Raw genomic sequence first — 19,716 nt, forward strand, 5'->3', positions numbered from 1 at the left:
GTTGATATTGTAGCGTATAGGTTTATCAACGTTTTTTGAGGGTATAAAAAAAGACCGCCAAAACCTAATTTGACGATCTTTTAAACAAACAACTAAATTCTAAAACCTATAAAAGTTGAAGAAAGTTTTAAAAAACTACCTATGCTTGTTAGCAACATTAGGTAGTTTTAATATGTTTAGAAGCAGTATTTATTTTCTGCTTTTAATTTTTCTGCGATTGTATTACGTAATTCAACTACGTTAGGGTAGTTTGCATACTTTGTAAAACGCTTAAGTCCCATTAACATCATGCGTTGCTCATCACCTTCAGCGAAAGAAATAATTCCTTCTCTTGCACTTTTGGTAATAATTTCAACAGCATTGTATAAGTATAACTTAGCCATTGCAATCTGTTCTTTTTGAGCATCTTCACCAAAACGCTTAGCGTTCTTCTCAGTTCTTAAAATTCCTGATTCTGCCATATATATTTCAATCAAAATATTTGAAGCAGCAGTTAATAACTGTTGGTGTTGCTCTAACTCTGGTCCAAATTTTTGTAAAGCAGCTCCTGCAACCATTAAGAATACTTTCTTAAGTTTAGCAAGAATTTCTTTTTCTTCTGAGAATAATTCAGAATAATCTGGAGTATCGAAAGAAGGAATTCCCATTAATTCGTTTTGAACTGCCATTGCAGGATTTAATAAATCTACATGACCTTTCATTGCTTTTTTAACTAACATTCCTACCGATAATAAACGGTTGATTTCGTTAGTTCCTTCGTAGATACGAGCAATACGAGCATCTCTCCAAGCAGACTCCATTGGAGTTTCTTCAGAGAATCCCATACCTCCAAAAATTTGGATTCCTTCATCAGCACAATTTTGTACGTCTTCTGAAACTGCTACTTTTAAGATAGAACATTCAATAGCGTATTCTTCAACACCTTTTAATTCTGCTTCTTGATGCGTGTTTCCTTCAGATTCACGAATAGCGATTCTGTCTTCAATATTTTTAGCTGCTCTGTATGATGCAGACTCACCAACATAAGCGTTAGTAGCCATTTCAGCTAATTTCATTTTAATAGCTCCAAACTCAGCAATAGGAGTTTTAAATTGCTTACGCTCGTTAGCATAGTTTACAGCATGAGTTATAATTCTTCTTTGAGAATCTAAACAAGCAGCAGCTAACTTAATACGACCAACGTTTAAGGCGTTCATTGCTATTTTGAATCCACCACCACGAACAGATAACATATTTTCAACAGGAACTAATGTATCGTTGAAAAATACCTGACGAGTAGATGATGCACGAATACCTAATTTGTGTTCTTCTTCTCCTAAAGTTACTCCGTTAGGATTGTTTTTATCATATTCTAAGATAAAACCAGTAATGTTTTTATCGTCTTCGATACGAGCAAAAACGATGAAGATTTCAGCAAAACCTGCATTCGAAATCCACATTTTTTGTCCGTTAATTTTATAGTGCTTTCCGTCTTCAGTTAACTCAGCAGTAGTTTTACCTGAGTTAGCATCCGATCCTGCTCCTGGTTCTGTTAAACAGTAAGCTCCAAAACGCTCTCCCATTGCTAAAGCAGGAACGTATTTTTGCTTTTGCTCTTCAGTACCGTATAAAGTAATTGGCATCGTACCAATACCTGTGTGTGCACCAAAAGCAGTACTAAAAGATCCAGTTCCACTTGAAATGTAATCACATGTTAACATGGTAGAAACGAATCCCATTCCTAATCCGCCATAAGCTTCAGGAACAGCCACACCTAAAAATCCTAATTCACCAGCTTTACGCATAGTTTCTTCGGTAAGTGCATAATCTTTCTTTTCGAAACGTTCTTTATGAGGAATGATTTCACGGTCGTTAAATTCTTTAACCGCATCACGCATCATTGTTTGCTCTTCTGAAAAATCTTCAGGAGTAAATATATCTTCACATTTTGTTTCTTTTACTAGGAACTGCCCTCCGCGTAAAAGATCTTTTGTTAATTCTGACATAGTATATTAGATTTTAAGATTCAAGAGCCAAGAGTCAAGACTTATTCAGACCAGATTGGAAACTTGAAATCATTTTTTGTATTGACTTAATTTTTTGTTCTAATTCTTTAAACTTTTCTTCAGATAGGTAGCTTTCATTAAAAGCAATAATTAATTGTGTTTCCCATTCAAATGAAGAACCTAAGCTATCTTCTAAATATTTATTAAAATGTTTGTTAGTGCTTTTACTTGAACCCTCAGCTATGTTAGAAGGAATAGAAACAGCACATCTATTCATCTGAGAAACCAAGCCAAACTTTTCAAAGTCTGGAAAGGTTCTAGTTAATTTATAAGAATCAGAAACTAAATTCATGCTTTCAGTCCAAATTTTTAATTTTTTGAAATTGTGCATCGTCTTGTTTCTTGATTCTAATAGTCTTGTTTCTTAACTTAGGAATTCAAAAATACCAGCAGCACCTTGACCAGTACCTACACACATGGTTACCATTCCGTATTTGTTATTCATGTTACGCTTACGCATTTCATCAAATAACTGAACAGATAGTTTACCACCAGTACATCCTAATGGGTGACCTAAAGCAATTGCTCCACCATTTACGTTAACGATATCCGGATTTAATCCTAATTCGCGAATAACTGCTAACGATTGTGAAGCAAACGCTTCGTTTAGTTCAATTAATTCAATATCACTTTGTTGTAAACCTGCTTGTTTTAATGCTTTTGGAATTGCTGCTACAGGACCAATTCCCATAATACGAGGTGGTACTCCTGCTGCTGCATAACTTACTAAACGAGCTTCTGGTTGAATACCTAACTCTTTTACCATATCTTCACTCATTACCATTACAAAGGCAGCTCCATCACTTGTTTGTGATGAGTTACCAGCAGTAACAGAACCGTCAGCAGCAAATACTGGACGTAATCTTGCTAAGGCTTCTACGCTTGTTCCACGACGTGGACCTTCGTCTTTAGTAACTGTGTAATTTCTTGTAGCGCGTTTTCCGTTTCCATCAATGTAAGTTTCTTCTACATCAATTGGAGCTATTTGATCTTGGAAACGATCACTATCTAATGCTTTTAAAGCTTTCATGTGCGATTCGTATGCAAATTGATCTTGATCTGCACGAGATACATTGTATTGTTGCGCTACTGCTTCAGCAGTATTACCCATTCCCCAATAGTAATCTTCGTGACCTGCATTTACGATATCGTAGTTTAATTCTGGTTTAAAACCTGTCATTGGTACAGAACTCATGCTTTCTGCTCCACCAGCAATAATACATTCTGCCATTCCAGATTGAATTTTTGCTACTGCCATACCAATAGTTTCTAATCCTGATGAACAGAAACGGTTTACGGTAACTCCAGGAACATCTACAGAATCTAATCCGATTAACGAAATAATTCTTGCCATGTTTAATCCTTGAGAACCTTCTGGCATTGCGTTACCAACAATAACATCGTCGATACGCTTTACGTCGAATTCTGGCAACTTTGTCATCATATACTTGATGGTTTCAGCAGCTAATTCGTCAGCTCTTTTAAATCTGAACACACCTTTTTTAGATTTCCCTACGGCGGTTCTATATCCTTTTACTATATATGCTGTTTTCATATTTTCTTGCTTTTGGCTATTGGCTTTTAGCTATTTGCTAACAGCTAGAGGCTAATAGCATAGTAATTTTAATTACGTAAAGGTTTACCAGTTTTTAACATATGCTGAATACGCTCTAACGTTTTTCTTTCAGTAGTTAAACTTAAGAAAGCTTCACGCTCAAGGTCTAATAAATACTGCTCAGTAACTTTTGTTGGTTCTGATAAATCTCCTCCAGCCATTACATAGGCTAGTTTGTTTGCAATTTTCTGATCGTGTTCAGAAATATATTTAGAAGCTTCCATAGAATCAGTTCCTACTAAGAACATTCCTAAGGCTTGCTTACCTAATACTAAAACATCTTTACGTTTTACTGGTTGTGTATAACCTGCTTCAGCTAATAACACAGCGTGCTTTTTAGCTTCTGCAATTTGACGGTCTTTGTTTACAACCACAACATCTTTTCCTTTTTGTAGTAGGTTTAAGTCGTATGCTTCATAAGCTGAAGTTGCAACTTTAGCCATACCAATAGTTAAGAAGTGCTCTTGTAATACATTTAATTGAACATCACCAGTATGGAATAAGTCTTGTGCTCTTAACGCCATTTCTTTAGATCCACCACCACCAGGAATTACTCCAACTCCAAACTCTACTAATCCGATGTATGTTTCAGCAGCAGCAACTACTTTATCAGCGTGTAATGATAATTCACATCCACCACCTAACGCCATTCCGTGAGGAGCAGCAATGGTAGGAATTGCAGAGTAACGCATACGCATCATGGTATCTTGGAAATATTTGATAGCCATGTTTAACTCATCGTACTCTTGCTCAACAGCCATCATAAAAATCATTCCGATGTTGGCACCTACTGAGAAGTTTGCAGCTTGGTTACCAATTACTAATCCTTGGAAGTCTTTTTCAGCTAAATCAACCGCTTTGTTTAATCCTGCTAAAACATCACCACCAATAGTGTTCATTTTAGATTGGAATTCACAGTTTAAGATTCCGTCTCCTAAATCTTCAATAACAACTCCAGAGTTTTTGAATACCTCAGTAGTTTTACGAATATTATCTAAGATGATAAATGAATCTTGTCCTGGTTTTTTAACTTGAGCTTTTGCAGGTACATCGTAGTAATATGTTGCACCGTCTTTAACTGTATAGAAAGATTTTTCTCCTTTAGCTACCATTTCAGTAACCCAAGCAGCTGGTTCCTTTCCTTCAGCTTTCATTAATTCGATACCTTTTTCAACTCCTACAGCATCCCAAATTTCGAAAGGACCATTTTCCCATCCGAAACCAGCTTTCATGGCATCGTCAATTCTGTATAATTCGTCAGAAATTTCTGGAATTCTATTTTGAACGTAGGCAAACATTGCTGCGAAGTTCTTACGGTAAAATTCTCCCGCTTTATCTTTTCCGCCAACTAATACTTTAAATCGGTCAATTGGCTTATCGATTGTTTTTGTTAGTTCTAAGGTAGCGAATTTTGCTTTTTTAGACGGACGGTATTCCATCGTATCTAAATCTAAGGCTAAAATTTCACGCTTTCCTTCTGCATTGGTTGTTTTCTTATAAAAACCTTGTTTGGTTTTGTTACCTAACCATTTGTTTTCCATCATTGTGTTGATGAAATCTGGCAACTTAAATAAGTCGTGTGCTTCGTCGTTAGGACAGTTTTCGTAGATTCCGTTAGCAACGTGTACTAAAGTATCTAATCCAACAACATCAACAGTACGGAAAGTAGCTGATTTAGGACGTCCAATAACTGGTCCTGTTAATTTATCAACCTCTTCAATAGTTAAGCCTAATTCTTTTACTTGGTGGAATAACGATTGGATTCCAAAGATACCTATACGGTTCCCAATAAATGCTGGTGTATCTTTAGCTAATACTGAAGTTTTTCCTAAGAATTTAGAACCATAATCCATTAAGAAGTCTGTAACTTCTTGTTTACAGTCAGGTCCTGGAACAACTTCAAATAATTTTAAATAACGAGGAGGGTTAAAAAAGTGTGTAACCGCAAAGTGCTTACGGAAATCTTCACTACGTCCTTCGTTCATAAACTTAATAGGAATACCTGAAGTGTTGGTAGAAATAATAGTACCAGGAGTGCGATATTTTTCAACTTGCTCAAAAACACTTTGTTTAATGTCTAAGCGTTCAACAACTACTTCCATAATCCAATCTACATCTTTAACTTTGTGTAAATCGTCCTCAAGGTTTCCAGTAGTAATTCTATCTGCAAATTTTTTATTGTAGATAGGTGATGGTTTCGACTTTAACGAAGCAGTCAAAGCATCATTTACCAAACGGTTACGAACTACTTTGTCTTCTAAGGTTAATCCTTTTGCTTTTTCTTTGTCGTTAAGCTCTCTTGGAACGATGTCCAAAAGCAATACTTCAACGCCAATGTTAGCAAAATGACATGCAATACCTGATCCCATGATACCAGAACCGATAATTGCTACTTTTTTAATTCTTCTTGCCATTTGTTTGTTGGTTTGTTTTATACAGCTTTATTGTCAATATCTTCTTCGTATATTAACTTATCTGTAATTAGTTTGTTTATTGTTGTTGTTACTTTAAAGAAGGTTTCTAACTCTTCTTCAGTAATATGTTCTCTTACTTTATTATTGAATTGGTATACATGCCCTTTTGAAACTTCACGCATTTCTTTACCATATTTAGTAAGCTTTAAAATAACGCTTCTACCATCATTAGGATTTTTCTCGCGACATATAACTCCTTTATCTTCCATTGTTTTTAATAAACGAGAAAGACTTGTAGGCTCCATTCCCATTAACGGTCCTAAAGCAGTAGAAGGAGTACCGTTTTCAAAATCTATATTCAATAAAGCAAAAGCCGTAGCCATTGTGCTATCATGCTTTGCAGCTTGCTCGTTATACATTTTTGCAACGGCTTGCCACGTGGCTCTTAATTGGTGATCTATTGATTTATCCTTGTCCATGGATGCCAAATATATAAAATTTTATTATGCACGCATAGTATTTCGTAGAAAAGTTATGCATGCATAATAAAATTAACAAAAAATTAATCTTGTAACGTTTAGAGAGAAGCGTATACTAATTGAGTATAAAAATATGTAAGTTTGTCACTGCTGTTTTTAAATAAACGGCAATTAATCAACTATAAAATCTATGAACAATTTATTAGAAATTAATAATGTAGTAAAGCGTTATGGCGATTATACTGCATTAAATAATGTTTCGATGCACATTCCTAAAGGAAGTGTTTTTGGTTTATTAGGACCTAACGGTGCAGGAAAAACCTCACTTATTAGAATTATCAACCAAATAACAATGCCTGACGCTGGTGGAATTATATTAGACGGAGAAAAGTTAGCTCCAAACCATATAGAACATATAGGTTACCTGCCAGAAGAAAGAGGGTTGTATAAAAGTATGAAGGTAGGAGAGCAGGCATTGTACCTTGCTCAATTAAAAGGGTTGAGTAAATCGGAAGCTAAAAAACGATTGAAATATTGGTTTGATAAATTTGATATAGGTGCTTGGTGGAATAAAAAGATTGAAGAGCTATCTAAAGGAATGGCTCAAAAGGTACAGTTTATAGTAACGGTATTACATCAGCCTAAATTATTAATTTTTGATGAGCCTTTTTCTGGATTTGATCCTATTAATGCACAACTAATAGCTAAAGAAATTTTACAGTTGCGTGATGAAGGTGCTACCATTATTTTTTCTACCCATAGAATGGAGTCTGTTGAGGAGATGTGTGATTATATAGCTTTGATTAATAAGTCGAATAAAATTTTAGATGGTAAGCTAGAAGATATTAAAAAGGAGTTTAGAACAAATACTTTTCAGGTTGGATTAGCAACTTCTAATTCAAAAGAAGTGGAGCAAAAGCTTAAAGAAAACTTCGAGGTCTTACCGGCAGATTTCAAACTGTTAAACGAAGGGTTAAAATTAAATGTAAAACTTACCAACGGAAGTTCTCCAAACGATTTATTATCGTATTTAACCAACCAAGGTCAAGTACAGCATTTTGTAGAGTTAGTACCAAGTGCTAATGATATTTTTATTCAAGCAATCCATAAAAACAGTTAAGCAATGAAAAGATTACGATTAATTATAGAACGCGAGTTTATTGCTAAGGTTAGAAATAAGTCGTTTATCGTTATGACTTTCTTAAGTCCACTGTTAATGATTGGTATGGGGGCTTTAGTATTTTTCTTAATGAAGAAGAACGATGAAAAGGTTAAGAAGATAGTATATGTTGATGAGTCTGGAATGTTCTCTAAAGATATTTTTAAAGATTCAAAAACAGTAAAGTATGAAGATTTTACTGCTTTAGGAATTGAAGATTCTAAAAAGAAGGTAGAAGATGGTGATTATTACGGGGCTTTATATATTCCGAAACAAGATAGTTTAGAAATGTTGGCAAAATCGATTGAGTTTTTCTCTAAAGACTCACCAAGTATGTCTATCATGGAAAGTTTAGAGGATAAAATTGATAAGGAGTTACGTCATAAAAAACTAACAAGCTTCGGAATTGATATTGCACATATTGAGGAGTCTAAAATTTCATCAGAAATAAAAATGTTGAATTTCTCTGGGGAAAAATCATCTAAATTAATCAACGGATTAAAGATTGGTGTAGGAGCTATTGCAGGATATTTATTGATGATGTTTGTGATGATTTACGGAACATCAGTAATGCGTAGTGTTATTGAAGAAAAAACAAGCAGAATTATTGAGGTGATCGTTTCTTCTGTGAAACCTTTTCAATTAATGTTAGGAAAGATTATTGGAAATGCATCAGCTGGATTGTTACAGTTCTTTATTTGGGGAATTTTGTTTTTAGTGTTTAGCCTAGTAGCATCTTCTTTCTTTGGTGTTGATATGATGGAAATGCAGTCGGCAAAAGTATCACCAGAACAAATGGAAGCTATTCAACAAACAGCAGCCAATAAAGGTGAAATGATTGTGCAAGAAATTTTCAGATTGCCTTTAATAAAAATGTTCTTCTTATTCATTTTCTACTTCTTAGGAGGGTATATGTTGTATAGCTCGTTGTTTGCAGCAGTAGGAGCAGCGGTAGATAATGAAACGGACACACAACAATTTATGATGCCTATTATGTTACCATTAATTTTGGCAGTGTATGTAGGTTTTGCAACGGTAATTAATGATCCTCACGGACCAGTGTCAGTAATATTTTCTTATATACCATTCACATCTCCAATAGTGATGTTAATGAGAATTCCGTTTGGAGTTGCTTGGTGGGAAATAGCCATTTCTATGTTGCTATTAATTCTTACTTTTATGGTGATTGTATGGATTGCTGCTAAAATTTATCGCGTGGGTATTTTAATGTATGGTAAAAAGCCGACTTATAAAGATTTATGGAAGTGGATTCGTTACAATGGGTAATTATCATTTATAAAATAAATTGTAGTATTTAACTCATAGTAATACCTGAAAATGTTTAGATAGTAAATTGCATCTAATCAATAAAAAAAAGAACTAACAGATGAAAGAAGTAATAAAAGAAATAACCGATTTTCTAAATCTTAGAATTCCAGTAGGAGGAAAAGAAGTAGATATTACAATAAAGACAGTTCTGTTTTTAATAATAGGTTTAATTCTTGTGAAAATTTTACTGAAGTACTTAAAAAAACTAGCTAAAAGTAAATTAGAACAAGAAGACAAGAATAAGTTTGATACTATTTTCTCTTTTACAAGTTGGTTAGCTTATGTAGTTGTTTTTTCAATAGCTTTAAGTTCAGCAGGAGTTAATTTAAGTGCAATTTTAGTAGCATCCTCTGCCTTATTAATAGGTATTGGTTTGGCTTTGCAAACTTTTTTTCAGGATATAATATCTGGAATTTTTATCATTCTTGATAAAAGTGTTCATGTTGGAGATATTATTGAGTTAGATGACAAAGTTGGTAGGGTGGAAGAAATAAAGTTAAGAACTACAAGAGCCGTAACAATTGATAATAAAGTATTGGTTATTCCTAATCATAAGTATTTATCAAATAGTTTATATAACTGGACACAGAATGGCACCACTACTAGAGAAAGTGTAACAGTGGGTGTAGCCTATGGTAGTGATGTAGCTTTAGTTAAAAAACTATTAATGAAAGCGGCTAGTGAACATCCAAAAGTATATCAGCACCCAGCTCCGTTAGTGCTTTTTGAAAATTTTGGAGATAGTTCGTTAAACTTTAAATTAATTTTTACATTAAATGATAGTTTTCAGGCAGCAATACCAAAAAGTGATATACGGTTTAAAATAGACGAGCTGTTTAGAGAGCATAATATCAGTATTCCGTTCCCACAAAGAGATATACACATTGTAGATGCCAAAGGGTTACGTTTTGAACCTCCAAAGAAAAACAATCAGAAAGAAATTGAAGGTAAAGAGGAGGGAAATTCTAAAGAAGAACTAAATAATTAAGATGAAAAACGTTTGGCTTGCTTTTTGAGTTGTAACCACCAATGGTTCTTTCTTGTTGTAAAGAGTGTGTTAATAAAGTAACGTTAATAGATTTAGAGAACGAAGTAAGTGAGCTCAAAAAAATGATTTCTGATTTCAAGAATTCATTAAACTAGTTTTTTTCTTTTAATCTAGCATCTAAAAGTCTAAAAAAAATATGAGTAAAATATTAATAATAGAAGATGAAGCTGCAATTCGCAGAGTATTAAAAAAAATTATTTCTGAAGAAAACGATTCCTATGAAGTAGAAGAAGCTGAAGATGGTTTGCAAGGAATTGAAATGATAAAGAAAACAGATTACGATTTGGTTTTGTGTGATATTAAGATGCCAAAAATGGATGGTGTTGAGGTATTGGAAAAAGTTAGAAAGTTAAAACCTGAAATACCAATGGTGATGATTTCTGGTCATGGTGATTTAGATACTGCAGTAAACACCATGCGTTTAGGAGCCTTTGATTATATTTCAAAACCACCAGATTTAAATCGTTTATTGAATACCGTAAGAAATGCTTTAGATAAAAAGGAGTTGGTAGTAGAAAATAAGCGTTTGAAAAAGAAGGTGAGTAAGAATTATGAAATGATTGGAGAGAGCGATGCTATTACTCATATTAAAGATATTATAGAAAAAGTATCAGCTACCGATGCTAGAGTTTTAATTACTGGACCTAATGGAACAGGAAAAGAGTTAGTAGCGCATTGGTTACATGAAAAATCTGAGCGCTCTAAAGCTTCAATGGTTGAAGTGAATTGTGCAGCTATTCCATCAGAACTAATAGAAAGTGAGCTGTTTGGGCATGTAAAAGGGAGTTTTACAGGAGCTAACAAAGATAGAGCAGGAAAGTTTGAAGCGGCTAATGGAGGAACCATTTTCTTGGATGAAATTGGAGATATGAGTTTGTCGGCACAAGCAAAAGTATTACGTGCTTTACAGGAAAATCGTATTCAACGAGTAGGTTCAGATAAAGACATAAAAGTAAATGTACGCGTAGTTGCTGCAACAAATAAAGATTTAAAGAAGGAAATTGAAGAAGGACGTTTCCGTGAAGATTTATATCATCGTTTAGCAGTGATTTTAATTAAAGTTCCTGCATTAAACGATAGAAGAGAAGATATACCGTTATTAGTAGATTTCTTTGCAAAGAAAATTTCTGAAGAGCAAGGTATGCCTAAAAAAGGATTTTCTAATGATGCTATTAAATTGTTGCAAGAATATGATTGGACAGGTAATATTCGAGAATTACGAAATGTAGTTGAACGATTACTTATTTTAGGAGAAAAAGAAGTTTCTAAAAATGACGTGAAACTATTTGCGAGTAAATAATATTACTAGATAATAAACAAAAAAGAAGAGCAAATCGCTCTTCTTTTTTTATGATTTAGTTTTTAAATTATGCTAAATCATATCTGTCAGCATTCATTACTTTGGTCCAAGCTGCTACAAAATCTTTCACAAACTTTTCTTTGTTATCGTCTTGTGCGTATACTTCAGCATACGAACGTAAAATTGAATTTGAACCAAATATTAAATCAGCTCTTGTAGCTGTCCATTTAGTACTTCCAGTTTTACGATCAACAATATTGTATAAGTTTTCTCCAGCAGGCTTCCATGAGTATTTCATGTCGGTAAGATTAACAAAGAAGTCGTTACTTAATACACCTTCATTTTCTGTGAACACACCATGTTTAGTTCCTCCGTGGTTGGTTCCTAATACACGCATTCCTCCAACTAAAACAGTCATTTCAGGAGCGGTTAAGCCCATAAGTTGTGTTCTGTCTAATAATAATTCTTCAGGTTTCACTACATAATCTTTCTTTTGCCAGTTTCTATATCCGTCATGTAAAGGTTCCAAAACATCAAAAGATTCAGCATCGGTCATTTCAGCGGTTGCATCACCTCTTCCAGGAGTAAAAGGAACTTTAATGTTAACACCACCTTCTTGAGCTGCTTTTTCAACAGCTGCACTCCCTCCTAAAACAATTAAATCAGCAATACTTACTTTTTTACTTAGCCCAGATTGAATTTCAGTAAGCTTATCTAATACTTTCTTTAATCTTGTTGGTTCGTTTCCTTCCCAGTCTTTTTGTGGAGCTAAACGAATACGAGCTCCATTAGCACCACCTCTAAAGTCAGAACCTCTAAAAGTTCTAGCACTATCCCAAGCAGTATTGATTAGTTCAGTACGAGTAAGTCCGCTATTCAATAGTTTTTCTTTTAACTCTTCAACTTCAGTATCACTTAACGTATAGTCAACAGTAGGAACTGGATCTTGCCAGATAAGTGTTTCTGCTGGAGCATCAGCACCTAAATAACGTGTATTAGGTCCTAAATCACGATGTGTTAATTTAAACCAAGCACGTGCAAAGGTATCAGCAAAATATTCAGGATCTTTATAGAATTTTTCAGATATTTTTCTGTATTCAGGATCCATTTTCATTGCCATATCCGCATCAGTCATGATAGGATTTCTTTTGATATTCGGGTTGTGGGCATCGGTAGGCTTGTCAGCATCATCCATGTTAATAGGTTCCCATTGCCAAGCACCAGCAGGACTCTTTTTTGACTCCCATTCATGATTTAATAATAAATGGAAATATGTGTTATTCCATCTATCAGGTGTTGTTGTCCATGCGCCTTCTAAACCACTAGTTACAGTATGTTCAGCATTTCCACTTCCTTTAGGATTCATCCAACCAAAACCTTGGTTATGAATTTCAGCTCCTTCAGGACTTTGACCTAAAGCGTCTGCATCACCATTACCATGAGCTTTTCCTACGGTGTGTCCACCAGCTGTCAACGCAACGGTTTCTTCATCGTTCATTGCCATTCGCTTAAAAGTCTCTCTTACATCTTGTGCAGTTCTTAACGGATCAGGTTTTCCGTCTACACCTTCAGGGTTTACATAAATTAATCCCATTTGAACAGCAGCAAGCGGGTTTTCAAGTGATTCACGGTTATTGTCACTTCCATATCTATTTTTGGTAGGTGCTAACCATTCTTTTTCAGTACCCCAATAAATATCTTTTTCAGGATGCCAGATGTCTTCACGTCCTCCAGCAAAACCAAATGTTTTGAATCCCATAGATTCGTAAGCCATGTTTCCTGCTAAAATAATAAGGTCTGCCCACGATAATTTATTACCATATTTTTTCTTGATAGGCCATAATAGTCGTCTGGCTTTATCTAAATTACCATTATCAGGCCAACTATTTAAAGGAGCGAAACGTTGGTTTCCTGTATTACTACCACCTCTGCCATCAGCAACTCTATAAGTACCTGCAGCATGCCACGCCATACGAATCATTAAACCACCATAATGTCCCCAATCGGCAGGCCACCAATCTTGGCTATCGGTCATTAAGTTTTTTAGGTCATTTTTAAGAGCTTCTAAATCTAATTTTTTAAATTCTTCAGCATAATTAAAATTTTCTCCTAAAGGATTGGTTTTGGTGTCATGTTGGTGTAGAATGTCTAAATTCAATGATTTAGGCCACCATTCCATAACGTTGTCATGTATTTCAGTATTAGCGCCTTGAGAAAAAGGACACTTTCCGTTTTTACTAGAAGAGTGTGAGTGTAAATCTTTCATATTTGTATTTTTTTTAGGTTAGAATACGTTCAAATTTACAATAAAACGATGGATAATTTTTATCTATATTTTTTATTTTGGTATAATATATTCTTATTCTTTATTTTTTTTGGTTTGTAAGTTGTTGGTTTTTAAAATGGTATTTTGTTTATTGATTTTGTTGTTTTAATAGTATTGATAATTCTTATAATGTAATAAAAAAATATTTTTAGTTTCACTCTTTTAATGATAAGAAACGAAATACATTTGTGCTCGTAAAAAATTATTAATCAATAAAAAATTATAAAATGGCTACAGCAGTAGGAAAAAAATTCCCAAGTTTAAACGTAGATGCAATGAATGAAATGGGTGATACGTTTAAATTAAATGTATTAGAAGAGGCAGTTAAAAACAAGAAAAAAGTGTTGTTATTTTGGTATCCGAAAGACTTTACTTTCGTTTGTCCAACTGAGTTACACGCTTTTCAAGCTGCATTACCAGAATTTGAAAAAAGAAATACTATTGTAATCGGAGCTTCTTGTGATACTCCAGAAGTACACTTTGCTTGGTTAAGCCAATCAAAAGACAATGGAGGTATTGAAGGTATTACTTATCCATTATTAGCTGATAGTAATCGTAATTTGTCATCTATTTTAGGTATCTTAGACATCTCTAACGAAACTTATGACGAAGCTACAGGAACTGTACAAGTTGAAGGAGATAATGTAACGTATAGAGCTACCTATTTAATTGATGAAGAAGGAACTGTATTCCACGAAGGAATCAACCATATGCCAGTAGGTCGTAACGTAAACGAATATTTACGTTTAGTTGATGCTTACACTCACGTACAAGAAAAAGGTGAGGTTTGTCCAGCAAACTGGGAAGAAGGTAAAGAAGCAATGCAAGCAAACGCTAAAGCTACTGCAGAGTACTTAGCTGCAATCTAAAATATAATTTAAGAAAGGAAACAAGTTCGTGTGAGATAAGTGAAGGGGTCGAGCACGAGCTCCTTTCGAAATTGATAATATAAAAGACTATGGTACAAGAATTGAGTCAAGACAATTTATCAGAGGTTGTTGCAGGTAATAAAAAAGTAGTAGTACAGTTTTCAGCTACATGGTGTGGTAACTGTCGCATTATGAAACCTAAGTTTAAAAAATTATCTTCTGAAAACGAAGATATGGTTTTTGTAATTGCGGATGCAGAGAAGTTTCCAGAGAGTAGAAAACTTGCTGATGTAAGTAACTTACCTACCTTTGCTACTTTTATTGATGGTAAATTTGTAAATCAAACCCAAACTAACAAGTTTGATGTATTGAAAGATTTAGTAAACGAAGTAGCTTAATTATGAAATTACCAGTAATTAAACACTTAACTTCATTTATTGAAGAAAACGATCAAGATTACGTACTAGAAACTATTGAAACTCTTGAAGCTTTAACTGAAGTTCCATCGTTAAAAGATGAAGAGTTAGACGTGATAGGAGAGTTAATCTCTAACATGTACGGAGCAATTGAAGTTGATAAAATGATTAAAGACGGAACACCTAAAAAAGAAGCGTTAAATAATTTTATGAAACGCGTTTTAGGTTCGATTGACCAATAGTTTTTAGAAAAGATTTTATAGAATCCCAGTTAACTTATAGTTTTCTGGGATTTTTTTGTTCTAGGAATGATTAAAAATAGTTGGAAAATTAGATACTAATATACTTTTTAACTTTTCTGAAGTTAAAGGTTTAGATTGAAACTCGTTTATTTGACTAATTGATTTAGCTTTTTCTCTATCATTAGGATCTAATGATGTAGTAAGCATAATAACAATCTTTTTAGCTTGTTTATTTTTATCGAACTTTTTATACTCTTCTAAGAAATCCCATCCATTCATTTTAGGCATATTAATATCTAAAAAGATAAGTTCAGGATGAGGAGAGTTGTCTTCAATTTTAGATTTTAAATATTCAAGAGCTTCTTCAGCACTTTGTTTGGATACGACGTGCTCGGAACAATTTTCTTTTTCTATAATTAATTTATGAAGAAAGTTGGTAGCGGGATCGTCGTCGATTAATAAAATAGTGTGTAGTTTTTTCATAATTATTGGTTTGGTATTGTAAAGAAAAAGGTACTTCCTTTTCCTGGTTTTGATTTAACTCCAATTTCTCCTCCATGCATTCCTACAATTTTTTGGCAATGTGCAAGACCAATTCCAGTACCTTCATATTCATTTTCTGTATGTAGACGTTGAAAGATTGAAAAAATCTTTTTTTGAAATTGTTCAGGTATCCCAATGCCATTGTCTTTTACATAAAATTCCCAAACATGATCTTTCTTTTTTGCTTTAATAGAAATTTGAGGAGAAACGTCTTTTTTAGAAAATTTTATAGCGTTGCTAATAAGGTTTTGAAACAACAACCTAAGTTCTATAGGATAGGCATTTATAATAGGTAAATTACTTTGTTTAATAGTTGCTTTGTTTTGCTTAATTGTACTGTTTAAATCTTCTATAATATCGTTAACTAAGAGATTGCAGTTAACCTTAGATATTTCTCTTTGGCGACCTAATTGAGAATAATCTAATAAGTTTTTAATCAAACTACTCATTCTACGGGTAGCTTTTTTTATAAAGAGAAAAAGTTGTTTAGCGTTGCTGTCTAGTTTGTCGTGATACTCTTCATAAAGTATGTCAGAAAAAGAAGAAATAGTTCTTAAAGGTTCCTGTAAATCGTGAGAGGTTATATAGTTGAACTGCTCAAGTTCTTGATTTTTTTGTTCTAAGGTTTTTACATATTTAGAGGCAAGTAATTCTTCAGCTTCTTTACGTTTGGTAATATCTAATTGTATAGCCATATATTCCCTAATATAATTTGTTCTTTTTTTTAGGGGTACAATAGCAGTTTCTGTCCAGTATAAAGAACCGTCTTTAGCTCTGTTTTTTACTTCGCCAAACCAAGGCTCTCCAGAAGAAACGGTTAACCAAGCTTCAGTATAGAAAGAATCAGGATGATAATCAGAACGGACAATTTCATTGGTGTTTCCTATAATTTCTTCTCTAGAGTATTTTGAAATTTCACAAAATTTATCGTTCACATACTTGATAAATGTATTTTCATCGGTAATAGCAACAATAGCAATTTTATCTAAGGCTTCTTTAAAATTCAAAAGCTCTGAGTTTTTATTAATTAAATTTTTTTCCAGTGTTCTCCTAAGGTAATCAGATTTGTTTAATCCGATAGAAACAATATAAGTGTATAAGAAACCAGAGAGAATTAAAACTAGAGTATAAACTATAATACCTGATTGAGCACCAATAATTTTTTCATTTATTAAAGTTAGCATGAAAAAACTTAAAAAAAACGGAATAAGAATGATAAAAGGTAATAGTTTTTGAAGAGATCTACTACCATCACTATTTCCTAAAATGGTTTCTTTAAAACCTATGTTGTAAGATTTAGATATTAATAAAAATGAAATAAAAAGAAAAGATATTGCTGTTTGAATAGACATGGTTTTGAAAAAAACAATCTTAGAGTCTATAGGAAACCTTAGAATAAAATAAAGAATGGTAATTAATGAAATTATTGAGGTTACAAGAGCAATATGTTGAGTAGTGGCTATATAAGCTCTATTGGTTGATTTTAAACCTGTAAGTCCAATAGCAAAAAAGATAAAACATACTGCTGTAGCTTCAGACATTCTACCAGGGTTAACTATTGTAAAAGTATCTTTTATGAATAGATTGTCTACATATAAGTTTACTCTAAAGATATATTCTATAAGGGTTAGAATGCTGATAAATAATACAGTATAAGTGAAGATAAAGAATGGGGTTCTGTATTTTCTTTGTTTTTTTCTACTAATTATTAAGCTTATTGTACATAAAAAGAACAACAAAGCGGTGTTAAATTTGGTTGTAGCTCCATTTTCATTGATTGTAAATAGGATTTGCTTATGAAAAAACCATTCAAGCATGGTGAAAATGCTAAAAAATAATAGCAAATAAGTGAATAAGTAACTTGTGTATTTAAGTTTTTGTGACTTCATGTAGTGAGGGACTCTGAAAAAAGTTAATTGTTCTTTTTTGAAAAACAAGAGAGCATTCTTTCGTATTCAATAATACTTTCGTTGTAATTATCTATGACTAAATTTATAAGAGATTTTACTCTTTTAATGTTTTTTGATTGTGAGCTTAGTTCTTCAATTTCAAGGAGTAAGTCTTTAGACTTTAATCCCATGATAGTAAATGAAGACTTTAAAAAATGAGAAACTTCTTTAATTAAAGTAAAATCTTCTTCATTACTTGCTTTTTTTAAGGTAGTAATCTTTTTTTTACTCTCTGTTAAGAAGACAGAAATCATTTCAATGTATAAATCAGTATCATCAGAAAGATTCCTGTTAAGAAAATCTAAATCAACAATTTCACTATGAAAACAATTGTTTTTTAACATGGGGGACAGTTTTTGAAATACAATTTTAATACATGTAATTAAGTAGTTAAACTAACATATTTTTGTTATATTTGAGTATTAAGTGTGATTTTTCTATAAAATTAGTAAAAAAAGTATGTAAATAATAATTTAATGAGTAAGGAAAAGAAAATTGTTATAGCTGAGGATAATTCAGTGTTTTTATTATTAATTAAACTGAAATTAGAAAAGGAAGGTTATGAGTTGTTTGTTGCTGAAGATGGAAAAAAGGCAATTGAACTTATAGAAGCTCATCAACCCGATTTGATTTTAACAGATATTATGATGGATTACCTTTCAGGGTTAGAAGTTATAAGTCACGTTAGAAATGTATTAAAAATGAATGTCCCTATTCTTGTTTTTTCGGCTTCAGGTCAAGAAGAAATGGTAACACAAGCGTTTAATTTAGGTGCAAATGATTTTATGGTAAAACCATTAATGCCTAATGAGTTAGTGATAAGGGTAAAAAGAATGCTCATGTAAAATAAACTTGTCCCTCAACTTTATGGTCCCCCCTCAATTTATCGATTCTTTTTTTAAAGACTTTCCGGCTGTAGTCAAAATAATCTGGATTCTTGCTGTAGTTTTCTTTTTTGTTTTACTAAGTCTTATCCTTTTTTTAAAAGTGGTAAGGTTTCGTTTAAGAAAAAGGGAAGCATATATTAAAAGTGAAAGCGAGAAGTATGAAATATCTATTGTAGACTACCTGTATGCATATGAAAATAGCGAAGAACTTGATAGTAATCAAGAAAAACTCATCTCAAATATAAAACTCAGTTTAACAACTAGTATAAATAGAAAGGTATTTGTCAATACACTTTTAAAATTAAAAGGAGAAGTTTCTGGTAGTATGATTGATACTATTAATCAATTATATAAAATGCTAGAGTTAGATCAACGAGCTTTATTCAAGTTAAAAGATAATAAATGGCATATAGTTTCAATAGGGATTAGAGATTTAAGAAGGTTTAAAGTATTAGAAGCTCAAAGTGAAGTAGCAAAATTTATCAACCATCCCAAAATGGAAGTCCGTAGGCAAGCATATTTATACTTTATAAATTTATTTGGTTTTAAGGGGCTTGAGTTTTTGGATAATTTAAACTCGTCAATTTCTGTCTGGGATCGAATAGGAATTCTAGAAGCTTTACAAGGTATAAAATCGCAAGAAATACTTGATGCTGGAAAATGGTTAAGTTCTAAAAATGATTACGTTATATTGTTGGCTCTTGAATTAGTGAGAATTTATAGTTTAAGAGAAACACAAGAAGAATTACTGCAGCTAATACAACATGAAAATAGTGAGATCCGTCTAAAAACAATTAATGTTTTAAATCACTTATATATAATTGAGGCGAAAGAATTACTGATAAAAACTTATGAAACACTAACAGTAAAAGAACAAATAGAAGTTTTTAAGTTGTTAGAAAATATGGGAGCGAAAGAAGAAGAGTCTTTTGTGTTAAAACATGTTACTAGTGAAGTTTTTGAAATAAAAGTACTAGCCTTAAAAACTTTAAAACAAATAGATGCTTCCAAATTTACAGGAATTAAAAATGAAATAAGTGGGCTTGAGAGTTTTAAGGTTATTGATTTTTTAGAAAATACACCGTAAGTAAAAAA

General features: G+C 32.8%; 18 protein-coding genes. 9 read left to right on the forward strand and 9 right to left on the reverse strand.

Annotated features, from left to right (window positions below; all coding sequences use genetic code 11):
* Positions 1-176: 176 nt before the first annotated feature.
* The 5 genes from D6T69_RS06075 to D6T69_RS06095 all read right to left on the reverse strand — a co-directional run bounded on the left by D6T69_RS06075 (position 177) and on the right by D6T69_RS06095 (position 6,553).
* Positions 177-1,985 (reverse strand): acyl-CoA dehydrogenase family protein, encoded by a 1,809-nt coding sequence (locus tag D6T69_RS06075; protein WP_125066915.1) that lies wholly within the window; start codon positions 1,983-1,985, stop codon positions 177-179.
* A 34-nt stretch (positions 1,986-2,019) separates the two neighbouring features.
* Positions 2,020-2,376, reverse strand: a complete 357-nt coding sequence (locus D6T69_RS06080) for a four helix bundle protein (protein WP_073184577.1) — start codon at positions 2,374-2,376, stop codon at positions 2,020-2,022.
* Between the two features lie 33 nt (positions 2,377-2,409).
* Positions 2,410-3,600: an acetyl-CoA C-acyltransferase gene (locus tag D6T69_RS06085; protein WP_125066916.1), complete on the reverse strand. Its 1,191-nt coding sequence runs from the start codon at positions 3,598-3,600 to the stop codon at positions 2,410-2,412.
* A gap of 68 nt (positions 3,601-3,668) precedes the next feature.
* Complete coding sequence (locus D6T69_RS06090) at positions 3,669-6,074, reverse strand: 3-hydroxyacyl-CoA dehydrogenase/enoyl-CoA hydratase family protein (RefSeq protein ID WP_125066917.1); 2,406 nt, start codon at positions 6,072-6,074, stop codon at positions 3,669-3,671.
* Positions 6,075-6,091: 17 nt separating this feature from the next.
* Positions 6,092-6,553 carry a MarR family winged helix-turn-helix transcriptional regulator gene (locus D6T69_RS06095; RefSeq protein ID WP_125066918.1) on the reverse strand — a complete coding sequence of 154 codons (462 nt, stop codon included), beginning with the start codon at positions 6,551-6,553 and terminating at the stop codon, positions 6,092-6,094.
* Between the two features lie 190 nt (positions 6,554-6,743).
* Between D6T69_RS06095 and D6T69_RS06100 the strand changes: the two genes are divergently transcribed.
* The 4 genes from D6T69_RS06100 to D6T69_RS06115 all read left to right on the forward strand — a co-directional run bounded on the left by D6T69_RS06100 (position 6,744) and on the right by D6T69_RS06115 (position 11,389).
* Positions 6,744-7,673, forward strand: a complete 930-nt coding sequence (locus D6T69_RS06100; protein WP_125066919.1) for an ABC transporter ATP-binding protein — start codon at positions 6,744-6,746, stop codon at positions 7,671-7,673.
* A gap of 3 nt (positions 7,674-7,676) precedes the next feature.
* Complete coding sequence (locus D6T69_RS06105; protein WP_125066920.1) at positions 7,677-8,999, forward strand: ABC transporter permease; 1,323 nt, start codon at positions 7,677-7,679, stop codon at positions 8,997-8,999.
* 100 nt (positions 9,000-9,099) lie between these two features.
* On the forward strand, positions 9,100-10,029 hold the full coding sequence (locus tag D6T69_RS06110; protein ID WP_125066921.1) for a mechanosensitive ion channel family protein: 930 nt from the start codon (positions 9,100-9,102) through the stop codon (positions 10,027-10,029).
* 196 nt (positions 10,030-10,225) lie between these two features.
* Positions 10,226-11,389: a sigma-54-dependent transcriptional regulator gene (locus tag D6T69_RS06115; RefSeq protein WP_125066922.1), complete on the forward strand. Its 1,164-nt coding sequence runs from the start codon at positions 10,226-10,228 to the stop codon at positions 11,387-11,389.
* 67 nt (positions 11,390-11,456) lie between these two features.
* On the opposite strand, the gene katG is transcribed toward D6T69_RS06115, so the two are convergent.
* A complete protein-coding gene (gene katG, locus D6T69_RS06120; RefSeq protein WP_125066923.1) occupies positions 11,457-13,655 on the reverse strand; it encodes a catalase/peroxidase HPI in 2,199 nt (732 codons plus the stop codon).
* 287 nt (positions 13,656-13,942) lie between these two features.
* Between katG and D6T69_RS06125 the strand changes: the two genes are divergently transcribed.
* The 3 genes from D6T69_RS06125 (at position 13,943) to D6T69_RS06135 (ending at position 15,242) form a co-directional block, all read left to right on the forward strand.
* Positions 13,943-14,584 carry a peroxiredoxin gene (locus D6T69_RS06125; RefSeq protein WP_121148250.1) on the forward strand — a complete coding sequence of 214 codons (642 nt, stop codon included), beginning with the start codon at positions 13,943-13,945 and terminating at the stop codon, positions 14,582-14,584.
* A gap of 89 nt (positions 14,585-14,673) precedes the next feature.
* The gene (locus tag D6T69_RS06130) at positions 14,674-14,982 is read left to right on the forward strand and encodes a thioredoxin family protein (RefSeq protein ID WP_099214027.1); all 309 of its coding nucleotides are present in this window, start codon (positions 14,674-14,676) and stop codon (positions 14,980-14,982) included.
* A gap of 2 nt (positions 14,983-14,984) precedes the next feature.
* On the forward strand, positions 14,985-15,242 hold the full coding sequence (locus tag D6T69_RS06135) for a DUF6952 family protein (protein ID WP_028892839.1): 258 nt from the start codon (positions 14,985-14,987) through the stop codon (positions 15,240-15,242).
* Between the two features lie 60 nt (positions 15,243-15,302).
* On the opposite strand, the gene D6T69_RS06140 is transcribed toward D6T69_RS06135, so the two are convergent.
* The 3 genes from D6T69_RS06140 to D6T69_RS06150 form a co-directional block, all read right to left on the reverse strand.
* Positions 15,303-15,725 carry a response regulator gene (locus D6T69_RS06140; protein WP_125066924.1) on the reverse strand — a complete coding sequence of 141 codons (423 nt, stop codon included), beginning with the start codon at positions 15,723-15,725 and terminating at the stop codon, positions 15,303-15,305.
* Between the two features lie 2 nt (positions 15,726-15,727).
* Positions 15,728-17,602, reverse strand: a complete 1,875-nt coding sequence (locus tag D6T69_RS06145) for a sensor histidine kinase (protein ID WP_164506693.1) — start codon at positions 17,600-17,602, stop codon at positions 15,728-15,730.
* 95 nt (positions 17,603-17,697) lie between these two features.
* Complete coding sequence (locus D6T69_RS06150) at positions 17,698-18,078, reverse strand: Hpt domain-containing protein (protein ID WP_125066926.1); 381 nt, start codon at positions 18,076-18,078, stop codon at positions 17,698-17,700.
* A gap of 132 nt (positions 18,079-18,210) precedes the next feature.
* On the opposite strand from D6T69_RS06150, the gene D6T69_RS06155 reads away from it, so the two are divergent.
* Positions 18,211-18,579 carry a response regulator gene (locus D6T69_RS06155; RefSeq protein ID WP_125066927.1) on the forward strand — a complete coding sequence of 123 codons (369 nt, stop codon included), beginning with the start codon at positions 18,211-18,213 and terminating at the stop codon, positions 18,577-18,579.
* Between the two features lie 7 nt (positions 18,580-18,586).
* On the forward strand, positions 18,587-19,708 hold the full coding sequence (locus tag D6T69_RS06160; protein WP_125066928.1) for a HEAT repeat domain-containing protein: 1,122 nt from the start codon (positions 18,587-18,589) through the stop codon (positions 19,706-19,708).
* Positions 19,709-19,716: the final 8 nt, after the last annotated feature.

It is taken from the genome of Tenacibaculum singaporense, assembly GCF_003867015.1.
In the GTDB taxonomy this organism is placed as follows: Bacteria; Bacteroidota; Bacteroidia; order Flavobacteriales; family Flavobacteriaceae; genus Polaribacter; species Polaribacter singaporensis.